Genomic DNA, 9,745 nt, shown 5'->3' with positions numbered 1-9,745 from the left:
CCTCCCTCTAGGCCCCGCCCGCGGGCGCCGCCCGGCCCGCCTTTCCGAACCCCCGCAGCCCCCGGCTCCGGGGGTTTTCTTTTGCCTGCATCCCAGAGGACACCATCATGAGCATCCGCGTCGGCATTGTCGGCATCAGCGGCTTCGGCGGCGGCGAGGCGATGCGCCTGGTCGCCGGCCACCCGGACTTCGAGCTGGTCTACGCCGCCGGCGAGGGCAGCGCCGGCAGCCGCCTGGCCGACCGCTTCCCCGGCCTGCCGGCGAAGCTGGCCGGGCTGGTCATCGAGAAATGGGACCCGGCCGGCCTGCCGCCGCTCGACCTGCTCTTCGCCTCGCTGCCCACCGGCGCCTCGGCCGAGGCGCTGGCCCGCGTGCCGCAAGGCGTGAAGATCGTCGATATCGGCGGCGACCACCGCGACGCCGAGGGCTGGGCCTATGGTCTGGCCGATATCTGGCCCGGGCGCATCCGGGGGCAGAGCCGCGTCGCCAATCCCGGCTGCTTCCCGGCGGCAACCCTGACCGCGCTGGCGCCGCTGCTGGCCGAGGGGCTGATCGAGCCGGGCAACATCATCATCGACGCCAAGACCGGCATCTCCGGCGCCGGCCGCGGCGGCGCCTCCAGCGGCTTCGGCTATGCCGAGAGCAACGAGAACCTGGTGCCCTATGGCCTGCTGCGCCATGTCCACATGCCCGAGATGGCCCGCGCCATCGAGCGCCTGGGCGGCGGCAGCGCGGCCGGGCTGGTCTTCACCCCGCATCTGGTGCCGATGACCCGCGGCCTGCTGGCCACCATCTACTGCCGCGGCCGCGCCAGCACGGCGCAATGCCTGGCGGCGGCGCAGCGCTTCTATGCCGGCCGCGCCTTTGTCCGCGTGACCGAGACGCCGCCGCAGACCAAATGGGCGACCGGCTCGAACCTGGCCTTCGTCAGCTATGCCGCCGATCCGGCCCGCGACCTGGTGATCGCGATGGGCGTGGTCGACAATCTGGGCAAGGGCGCGGCCGGCCAGGCGGTGCAGAACGCCAACCTGATCTGCGGCCTGCCCGAGGCCCGGGGGCTGGAGGGCGCGCCCGTCTGGCCGTGAGCTCTGGCCGCGACGGGCCCAGCCCGGGGCCAGGCGACGCGCGCTATCGTCCGCGCGTCGCCATCCAGCACAGCATCGAGCCGGCGCAGACCATCGCCGCGCCCTGCCAGAAGGACAGCGCCAGCGGCGTGCTGAGCACCAGCGCCGACAGCGCGACCGAGAGGATCGGCGTGAAATAGGAGGCGCCGGCCAGCATCACCATGTTGCCGTGCAGGATGCCGATGTTCCAGGCGACATAGCCGAAGCCCATCGCCGCCGCTGCCAGCAGCAGCGTGCCGGCCGAGCGCGGGGTGAAGGCCATGGAGCCGCCGCCCATCGCCGCATACTTGATCCACAGCACGGCGGCGGTCAGCGCGAAGAAGACGATGGTGGCGTTCTTGCCGCCCGAGATCCGCGCCGTCACCACCGAGAAGACCGACCACAGCACCGCGGCGGCCAGGGCCAGCGCGTAGCTCAGCGGGTTGCTCCGGACATTGGCCGCCAGGGCCGCCGGGTCCAGCCCCTGATCGCCGCCCAGCACCCAGAGCACGCCGGCCAGCGAGATCGCCGCCCCCGGCAGGATCAGCGGCCCGGCGCGCTGGCCGTTGAACAGGATCGCCGCCAGCATGGTGAAGGTCGGCCAGAGGTAGTTGACCATGCTGACCTCGATCGCCTGGCGGCTGCTGCCGGCATGGCCGATCGAGAGCGCCAGGCAGATCTCGTAGGTCACGAAGAGCAGCCCGCCCCAGGCCAGGTAGCGGCGCGGGAAGTCGAGCAACTTCGGCGGCCGCGTGGTCAGCAGCAGCAGGCCGCAGGCGGTGCTGTAGATCAGCGCGGCGCCGCCGGTCGGGCCGAAGCTCTCGCTGACGCTGCGGATCAGGCCGATGACGGCGCTCCACAGCAGGATCGCCAGCAATCCGGTCGCGGTGGCCCTGCCGCTGGTCAGCGGGCCGCTCGAAATCATCGCCGTCATGGGCAGCCTGGAAGAGGAATCGCGGCGGGTTCAAGCGGGGACAGGGCGGTTCCGCAAGATGACGTTCCGCCGCTGTCGCCGCGTCCGCCGCAGGGCTGGCCCGCGCTGCCGGCGGCGGACGAGCGGCAGCGTGGCGATGGTGGTGCCGAATGTCCGGGATGTTACGATCTGCGTAAATTCCGGGAGGGAACACCGTCATGGCCCGCTACGAATTCAACACCCTGCACCAGCTCGACAGCAGCGGCGCGGTGATCGGCTCGGCCTCGCTGATCGTGGCGGAGAGCGAGGACGCCAACCTGTCGCCGGGCGACACGGTGACGATGGAGCGGCTGGGCGAGGATTTCGTCTTCTCCTTCAAGTTCGCCAGCGACGACGGCTTCGTCGCCACCCTGATCAGCACCACCTCCGGCTTCCCGCCGGGCGATTATTTCTTCACTGACACCTTCCGCTCGAACGGCTACGAGCCGGCCAATGACGGCGAGACCTATGTGCTCTGCTTCCTCGAGGGCACACGCATCGCCACGCCCGTGGGCGAGGTGCCGGTGGAAAGCCTGGCGATCGGCGACCTGGTGCGCTGCGCCGACGGCCGTGACCGGCCGGTCCGCTGGCTGGGCCGCCGGACGGTGGCGGCGCGCTTCGCCGATCCGCGCGCCTGCTTCCCGATCCGGCTGCAGGCCGGCGCGCTGGGCGAGGCCCTGCCGGCCCGCGACCTCTTCGTCTCGCCCCGCCACGCGCTGATGCTGGACGGCGTCCTGGCCGAGGCCGCGGCGCTGGTGAACGGCCACAGCATCCGCCAGGTCGCGGCGCCGGCGCCACGCTTCACCTATGTCCATGTCGAGCTCGCCGACCATGCGCTGGTGCTGGCCGAGGGCGTCGCCGCCGAAAGCTTCGTCGACAATGCCGCGCGCAGCCGCTTCGACAACTTCGCCGAATTCGTCGCGCTCTACGGCGACGCGCCGGCGGCGACCGGGGAGCTGGCCGCGCCGCGGGTGAAGACGCCGCGCCAGCTGCCGCCGGCCCTCCGGGCCCGGTTGGCCGCGCGCGCGGCGCTGCTACGGCCCGAGGCCGCCTGATCCCTCAGGCCTGGCGCGCGACCGGCGGCGCCGGGATGTCGAGCGGCGGGTCGGAAGCCGCCGGCGCCGGCATCGCCTCCACCGCGGCGACGCTGGCGGCGCCCAGGCGGATGCGGCATTGCAGCCCCTCGGCCGACCACAGGAAGGTGGCGCCGCCGGCCAGCTGGTGCCGCGCCAGCGTGTGGATCAGGCGGAAGCCGAAGCCGTGCCGGCCCGGCTCGCCCTGCACCGTCGGGCCGCCGCTCTCGCGCCAGTCGATCAGCAGCCCGCCCTGGGGTGCGGCCGCCCAGCGCAGCTCGACCAGCCCGCCCGGCCGCGACAGCGCGCCATGCTTGGCGGCATTGGTCGAGAGCTCGTGCAGGATCATCTCCACCGGCTGCACGCTGCCGGGGGCCAGGCGCGCGGCCGGCCCGGACCAGCTGATCTGCGCGTGTCCCGCGATCTGGTCGTAGGTGGCGAGCTCGCGCTGCACCACCTGCTCGAGCTCCGCCCCCGCCCAGCCCTGGCCGGCCAGCAGGTCATGCGCCCGGGCCAGCGCGCAGAGGCGGCCGTCGAGGTTGGCGACGAATTCCGCCGGCGGCACGTCGCGCGGCGTCAGCAGCAGCAGCGAGCGCACCACCGCCATGATGTTCTTGGCGCGGTGGTCGACCTCGCGCGCCAGCAGGCCGGCGCGCTCCTCCGCCCGGCGCTGCTCGGTGCTGTCCAGCAGCACGCCGTCCCACAGCATGCCGCCATCCGGCAGCGGATGGACGCTGGCCTGGCTGCGCAGCCACAGCCGGCGGCCATCGGCCGCCAGCACGTCGCCCTCCACCTGCATCGGCTGCAGCGTCTCGGCCGAGTGCCGCAGGGCGGTGTCGAGCTTCTCCCGCGTCTCCGGCGTCAGCCCGCGCAGCAGCGAATGCCGGGGCGAGCTGCCGGCGGGCTCGGCCAGCAGCGCGTTCACGCCCTCGCTCATATAGGTGCAGGCCACCACCCCGTCCGGGCCGCGCACCAGGCGGTAGATGGCGCCGGGCAGGTTGGCGGCGATGTCGGACAGGCGGCGCTCGGCCTCGGCCTCGGCCAGGGCCGCGTCCAGCGCCCGCTGCGCCGCCTGGCCGCGCCGCGTCTTGTAGCCGAGGATGCAGACCAGGATCAGCGCCAGGCCCAGCGCCAGCCCCATGGCCAGCGTCAGCCGCGAGGGCTGCGGCAGCCAGTCCGGGGCGGGGCCGGCCAGGGCGGCGGCCAGCTGCAGCCCCTGGATCTCGCTCGACAGCCATTCCGCCGGCTGCTCGGCGCCGTCGTCGCCGGCGGGGGCGCGGCGGGCGATCTCGGCGCCGGCACGGTCGACCAGCCGCAGCCGCAGCCCGGCCGGATGCGCCTGCTCGCGCAGCCGCTGCGCCAGGAAGCCGGCCGGCAGCACCAGGGTCAGCACGTCGCCGCCCTGCTGCACCGGCATCGGCGCCTGCAGCAGCAGGTGCGCCGGCATCGTCGCGGTCGCCGGCCGCAGCGGGCCGAGCACCATCTGCTGGAAGCCCTGCGCGCGGGCCAGCCCTTCGGCATCGGCCGGCCAGGCAAGCCCCGCCTCGGCCGCCTGGCGCCAGGCCACGACCGCGCCGTCGCCGCGCTGCAGCCCGAGCCAGCCGCGCTGCCGCAGCAGCCCGGCGGCGACCGGCGCCGGCTTGGCCGGCTTGTCCTTCCCGGGCGCCGCGGCCTCGGGGAAGGCGAGGGCGGCGATCTCCACCTCCTGCCGCAGCCGCTGCTCCAGCTGCTGCAGCGCGCTGCCGGCCGAATGGCGCAGCATGGCGGCGGTCAGCTCCTGCACATGGTCGCCCGAGGCGGCGCGCAGCAGCGCCAGCGCCATGGCGCCCAGCAGAACGGAGAGACCCAGGGTCAACAGCGGGGGGCTGCGGAGGACCATGTGGCAACGCTTCCTGTGGCCGAATCACAAAAAGGTGAGGCAACGGCCGCATCCCGCCACAGGCAAATTGGTCCCATCAAGTTCTATTTTTCGGAAAGTGCAATTTCTCGCAAATTAGGATGGTCGTTACGCGACCGTGGCGCCAAGGCGCCACGCCCGTGCCCTGCTAAAGTCGAGCCGGATCAAGGGGCTGGGGCGCCGTCCCAGACCGCATGCGGGGTGCGCCAGAGCAGCGGGTCGCGCATCGCCCCGGCCAGGGCACCGGCCACCGCGGCGAGCAGCTTCTCGCCCTTCTCGGCGGTCGCGGCGCGCGGGTCGCCGCGCACCCCGGTCTCAGGCGCCCGCTCGGCGAAGGACCAGAAGCGGGTGAAGGCCTCCCCGGTCTGCACCCCGGGGCCGGACAGCGAATGGGCGATCTGGTCCTGCCGCACTTCGGCGGGATGCAGGTGCAGCCAGAAGCTGGTCTCGGCCTCGCAGGCATGCTGCACGCCGGGCTGGGTCTCCAGGATGCGGCCGATCTCGGGCGAGACCTTGAAGATGGTCGTCGCCACCACCGGCATGGCGAATTCCAGGCCAAGCTCGCGCGCCGCGACCGCGATCGGGTCGATGTTGCCGCCATGGCTGTTCACCAGGAACAGCCTGCGAAAGCCTTGCGCCTTCAGCGAGCGGCAGACGCAGCGCAGCACGGCGTGGAAGGTGGCGTAATCCAGGCTGATCGTGCCGCCGAAGGGCAGGTGGTGCTCCGACATGCCCGTCCACATCGGCGGCAGCACGACGGCCGGCAGGTCGCCGGCCATCTCCGCGGCACGGACGCAGCAGGCATGGCCGATCATGCTGTCGGTCCAGACCGGCAGATGCGGGCCATGCTGCTCCAGGGCGGCGACCGGCAGCACCACCAGCGCGTCCCGCGCCGCCAGCGCCCGCAACTCGGGGGCGGTGAGCTTTTCCCAGCGAACGATCATCGGAGCCTCTTCCTTGGCGATTCGTCAGGACGAGGCTGGGGCAGAAAGACAGGGGAGGCCAGAAGCGCTGCCCCCGGACCCCGCCATTCCCTGGCACTTCGAGGCCTGAGGCGGGACGCCCATGAATGGGGGGGCCTGGGGGCATTCAATGCCCCCGGACTCTTCGCTTAAACCCGCTGCTCTTCGCTCAGAGCTGCGCCTCGATCGGCAGCCACCGCACCAGCCGCGCCATGATCCGCCGGCCGAGCGGCGCGACCGGCTCGTGGCGGATGGTGCCCGTCTCGTCGGTCCAGGCCAGGCGGCGCAGCGGCGCCAGGTAGCTGACCTTGAAGCTGCGGCGCGGATCGGTCAGGCGCTTGCGCTCGTGCTCCAGCTGGCGGGCCAGGCCGGGATGGCGGGCGAAGGCGCCCATCTCGGTGTTCAGGTTGGCCGAGCGCGGGTCGAGGTTGAAGGAGCCGACGAAGACCTGCTCGCCATCCACCATCACCGCCTTGGTGTGCAGGCTGGCCCCGCGCGAGCCGAAGACGCCGCTGCCATGCGCGCCGCTGCGCTTCAGCTCGTAGAGCTCGACGCCCAGCCGCAGCAGCCGCGGGCGGTAGCGCGCATAGCCGGCATGGACCGCGACCACGTCGGTGGCGGCCAGCGAATTGGTGATGACGGTGACCTTCACGCCGCGGCGGCGCAGCTGGCCGATCAGCCGCAGCCCGGCGCGGCCGGGGACGAAATAGGGGCTGATCAGCACCGCCTCGCGCTGTGCGGTGCGCAGCATGGCCTCGATCGCCGGATAGAGGCTGCCGGCGACGCCGCGGCCCTTCGCCTTGGCGGGCGGGTCGGCGATGATGCGGACCGTCTCCTCGGCCGGCAGCAGGTGGTTGCCGGGGTCGAGCAGCACGCGGCGCTTGCGGGCCAGTGCCTGGATATAGGGCCTGGCCTTGCCCGATTCGGGGATTTCCTCGAGCTCCTCGCGGAAGCCCTGCAGCGCCTCGCTCGACAGGCCGCGCGTGCCGGCGAAGCTCTCGACCGGCTTGGCCAGGCTGCTGGCCCAGTAGTTGTCGAAGATGTCCTGGGCCTGGCGGGCGGCCTGGCCGGCGATCAGCAGGTCCAGGTCGCGGAAGTTGAACTCGCCGCCCGAGGCATCGAAATAGGCGTCGGCGATGTTGCGGCCGCCGACCAGCGCCAGCCTGCCATCCACCACCCAGGACTTGTTGTGCATCCGGTGGTTCAGGTGCCAGCCGCCGAGGGCGAATTCCAGCCCCAGCCCGAGCTGTCCCAGCCAGCGCAGCCGGGCGGTGTTGAACAGCCGCACCTCGATGCGCGGATGCGCCGAGAGCAGGGTGATGCGGCGCTCGACCCCCAGCGCATAGCTGTCGTCCAGCAGCATCCGCACCCGGACCCCCCGATCCGCGGCGCGGAGAACCTCGCGCGCCAGCAGCCCGCCGGTGACGTCGTCCGACCAGCGGTAATATTGCAGGTCCAGCGTCCGCCCGGCGGCGCGGGTCGAGGCGGCGCGCACCATGAAGGCTTCCAGCCCGCCGGGCAGGAGGCTGACGCCGCTGGTGGCGGCTTCGGCGCCTTCGGCATCGTGCAGCAGCATCTCGACCACCTCGTCGGCTTTCGAGGGCGCAGGCGGGGCTCCGGCGCGGATCGGCGCCATCGGGATCGGTGGCGGAAGCGGCTCCGCCAGGAGGCGGCCGGTCATGCCGCCGCCTGGATGCCCGGGATCGTCACGCCCTGGCTGGCGGCGCGGGCATGCAGCACCAGCTTGGCCTTCAGCGGCAGGTGGTCGGAGGCGGTGCGGGCCAGCGGTGTGTCATGCACCCTGACCTCCCGTACCACGCCCTGCGGCCAGCCCAGGATGCGGTCCAGCGCGAAGACCGGCATGCGCGCCGGAAAGCTGGCCGGGCCGAAGCCCGCGGGCCCGAAGAAGCTTTCCAGCACCCGCAGCGAGGAGCGCCGCCCCGGCCGCCATTCGTTCAGGTCGCCCATCATCAGGGTCGGCATGGCCTCGCCCCTGCCGATGGCTTCCAGGATGGCGGCGCCCTGGCGGGTGCGGCAGCGGCGCAGCAGGCCGAAATGCGCGGCGATGACGCGCAGCTTGCCGGCCGGCAGCTCGAGCTCGGCGATCACCGCGCCGCGCGGCTCGGCGCCCGGGAGCGCGATGCGCTGCAGCGACAGCGGCGTGCCGGCGCGCACGGCGAGCGCGTTGCCGTGCCAGCCATGCCCGTCCGGCAGGCGGGAGATCGGCAGCAGCTTCAGCCCGGCTTCCTCGAGGGCAGCGGTGTCCAGCAGCCCGGTGCGGCGGCCGAAGCGACGGTCGGCCTCCTGGATGGCGATGATGTCGGGGGCGATCTCGCCGATGACGCGGGCGATGCGCGCCGGGTCGAAGCGGCGGTCGGTGCCGACGCATTTGTGCACGTTGTAGGAGGCGACGGTGACCGGCGCCTGGCTGACCGGGTCCAGCGGGATGGCGGGCAGGGCCGGAATGCCATGCGCCTGGCGCAGCGCGGCCAGGCCGCCCTGCGGCGTCTCGGATCCGGTCATGCCGGGGTCCAGGCTTCTTCTTGGTCGATCGGGGGCAGCACGCCGTCGCTCCGTCTTCCACTCCGCGTGGCGGGGACGCCACGTAGCTGGAACCTAGGAGCCCTGGCCCGGGTTTCCAAGCGCGGCCGGCGCCTCGCAGCGGCTGGGTTGCGCCCCCGGCATGTCCGCGGGCCGGGCTCGTTCGCGCTGGCGCTACTGCAGGCCGAGCAGCGAGCGGGCGAAGTCGCGGGCGTCGAAGGGGCGGAGGTCCGCGGCCTTCTCGCCGACGCCGACGGCATGCACCGGCAGGCCGAATTCCTGGGCCAGCGCCACGACGATGCCGCCCTTGGCCGAGCCGTCCAGCTTGGTGACGACGAGACCCGTCACGTTCACCAACTCGGAAAAAACCTTGCACTGCTGGGTGGCGTTCTGGCCGGTGGTGGCGTCCAGCACCAGCAGCACCGAATGCGGCGCGGTCGGGTCGACGCGCTGCATGACGCGGATGACCTTGCGCAGCTCCTCCATCAGCGCGCCCTTGTTGTGCAGGCGGCCGGCGGTGTCGACCAGCAGGATCTCGGTGCCGTCGGCCTGCGCCGCCTTCAGCGCGTCGAAGGCGAGGCCCGCGGCGTCCGCCCCCTGCTTCGCCGGCGCATGCACCAGCGCGCCGGTGCGGCCGCCCCAGATCTGCAGCTGCTCGACGGCGGCGGCGCGGAAGGTGTCGCCGGCGACAAAGGCGACCTTCTTGCACTGCTCGCCATATTGCTGGCCGAGCTTGGCGATGGTGGTCGTCTTGCCGGTGCCGTTGACGCCGACCACCAGGACCACATGCGGCCTCTTGCCCGGATGGATGGCCAGCGGCTGGGCGACCGGGGTCAGGATCGCCGCGATCTCCTCGGCCAGCGCCTCCTTCACCTCGATGTCGGTCACCTCCTTGCCGAAGCGCGACCTGCGGAAATTCTGCACGATGCGCTGGGCGGCGGCGACGCCGAGATCGGCGGTGATCAGCGCCTCCTCCAGCTCCTCCAGCGCCGCATCGTCCAGCTTGCGCTTGGTGAAGAGGCCGGTCAGCCCTTCGGTCAGCTTGGCGGTGGAGCGCTGCAGCCCGCTGCGCAGCCGGGCGAAGAAGCCGCCCCGGGCAGGCTCCTCCGCCACGGCCGCCGGCTGCTCTGGCTCAGGGGCGGTGTCGCGGATCGGCGGCGGCACCTCGCGCGGGGTCGGCGGCGGCACCGGGGGCGCGATCGGGGGCAGTTCGACCG

At 72.9% G+C, this 9,745-nt stretch carries 8 protein-coding genes; 2 read left to right on the top strand and 6 right to left on the bottom strand.

Annotated elements, in window-relative coordinates; translation table 11 throughout:
• Positions 1 to 107: 107 nt before the first annotated feature.
• Entirely contained in the window at positions 108 to 1,085 is a 978-nt protein-coding gene (gene argC, locus BKE38_RS20355) for an N-acetyl-gamma-glutamyl-phosphate reductase (RefSeq protein ID WP_076959080.1), read from the top strand.
• A gap of 43 nt (positions 1,086 to 1,128) precedes the next feature.
• Here argC and yddG read toward each other — a convergent pair whose 3' ends face one another.
• A complete protein-coding gene (gene yddG / locus BKE38_RS20350; protein ID WP_278247632.1) occupies positions 1,129 to 2,037 on the bottom strand; it encodes an aromatic amino acid DMT transporter YddG in 909 nt (302 codons plus the stop codon).
• A gap of 197 nt (positions 2,038 to 2,234) precedes the next feature.
• Between yddG and BKE38_RS20345 the strand changes: the two genes are divergently transcribed.
• Positions 2,235 to 3,110 carry a Hint domain-containing protein gene (locus BKE38_RS20345; RefSeq protein WP_076959079.1) on the top strand — a complete coding sequence of 292 codons (876 nt, stop codon included), beginning with the start codon at positions 2,235 to 2,237 and terminating at the stop codon, positions 3,108 to 3,110.
• Between the two features lie 4 nt (positions 3,111 to 3,114).
• Here BKE38_RS20345 and BKE38_RS20340 read toward each other — a convergent pair whose 3' ends face one another.
• From BKE38_RS20340 to ftsY, 5 genes are all read right to left on the bottom strand, one after another.
• A complete protein-coding gene (locus BKE38_RS20340) occupies positions 3,115 to 5,007 on the bottom strand; it encodes a sensor histidine kinase (protein WP_076959078.1) in 1,893 nt (630 codons plus the stop codon).
• A 182-nt stretch (positions 5,008 to 5,189) separates the two neighbouring features.
• The gene (locus tag BKE38_RS20335; RefSeq protein ID WP_076959077.1) at positions 5,190 to 5,969 is read right to left on the bottom strand and encodes a creatininase family protein; all 780 of its coding nucleotides are present in this window, start codon (positions 5,967 to 5,969) and stop codon (positions 5,190 to 5,192) included.
• 187 nt (positions 5,970 to 6,156) lie between these two features.
• Positions 6,157 to 7,668: a phospholipase D family protein gene (locus BKE38_RS20330; protein ID WP_076959076.1), complete on the bottom strand. Its 1,512-nt coding sequence runs from the start codon at positions 7,666 to 7,668 to the stop codon at positions 6,157 to 6,159.
• The gene (locus tag BKE38_RS20325) at positions 7,665 to 8,510 is read right to left on the bottom strand and encodes an endonuclease/exonuclease/phosphatase family protein (protein WP_076959075.1); all 846 of its coding nucleotides are present in this window, start codon (positions 8,508 to 8,510) and stop codon (positions 7,665 to 7,667) included. Before BKE38_RS20325 ends, BKE38_RS20330 begins: the two co-directional genes overlap by 4 nt.
• Positions 8,511 to 8,702: 192 nt before the next feature.
• On the bottom strand, positions 8,703 to 9,641 hold the full coding sequence (gene ftsY, locus BKE38_RS20320) for a signal recognition particle-docking protein FtsY (RefSeq protein ID WP_076959081.1): 939 nt from the start codon (positions 9,639 to 9,641) through the stop codon (positions 8,703 to 8,705).
• Between the last annotated feature and the right edge of the window lie 104 nt (positions 9,642 to 9,745).

This window comes from Teichococcus deserti, assembly GCF_001982615.1.
Classification (GTDB): Bacteria; Pseudomonadota; Alphaproteobacteria; order Acetobacterales; family Acetobacteraceae; genus Pseudoroseomonas; species Pseudoroseomonas deserti.
This window is presented reverse-complemented; position numbering and strand designations above follow the sequence as displayed.